An 802-nucleotide genomic window follows, 5' to 3' on the forward strand; every position below is an offset into this window, starting at 1 on the left:
TTATAGGAATTATATTTACGTGATTTACGAGAAAATGCTATGCATTTAAGTTCTAATTTTCTCATAATACGTCTAACCTTCTTTTGATTAATAACGATACCACTATTTTTTAATGTAGCTGTAATTCGGCGATAGCCATATCTACCATTATGATCTTGAAAAATAGACATGATTTTTTCTTCGATATCTTTATCTGGATTTTCACTATGAAATCTCTTTTGCCAATACATATATGTTGATTTAGGAAATTTAGTAGCTTCAAGAAGAATAGAGAGTTTAAATTCCTTACGAAGATCATAAATTACTTTTGCTTCGTATTGGTTTTTAACCTTTCGGGAACATTCATCCCTGAAGCACGCAGCTTTTTTAGAAATGCAAGCTCCGCTTTTAAAAGTTGATTTTCATATTCTAATTCTTGTTCTCTTGTTAATTTATTTTTTTCTTCTTTAGTTTTTTTGCTTTTATTCATTGATGGTCTTCCTTTCGTTTTAGACAAGGCATCGACACCACCATACAAAAGTTTTTGTTTCCATGTTGCTATAAGTGTACTATTGTTCATTCCAAAATGGTTAGCGACTTCTTGTGCACTAGATTTAGTTGTTATCATATAGTTTATAACATCTAGCTTGAACTGTATAGTATATAAAGTATTTTTATTTTTTATTTTTAGACCATCCTCTCCTAATGTATTATATGCATTAACCCATCTTTCAACCTGAGAATGGTTAGCAACTCCATATTGTTTTGCGATTGAAACATATCCTCCTTCTCTATTTAAATAGGATTTAACTACTTTTAATTT

2 protein-coding genes are annotated in these 802 nt (G+C 29.6%); both read right to left on the bottom strand.

All coding sequences use genetic code 11. The features are described from left to right. Positions 1–230: IS3 family transposase (locus tag KGF39_RS19395; RefSeq protein ID WP_227823569.1), on the bottom strand; the 230-nt coding region annotated here is incomplete at its 3' end. A gap of 71 nt (positions 231–301) precedes the next feature. Then, positions 302–802 (bottom strand): helix-turn-helix domain-containing protein (locus KGF39_RS19400; protein WP_227823570.1); only part of this gene is annotated, 501 nt, incomplete at its 5' end.

Origin of the sequence: Clostridioides sp. ZZV14-6345, from assembly GCF_020657775.1 — a bacterium.
Lineage (GTDB): Bacteria > Bacillota > Clostridia > Peptostreptococcales > Peptostreptococcaceae > Clostridioides > Clostridioides difficile_D.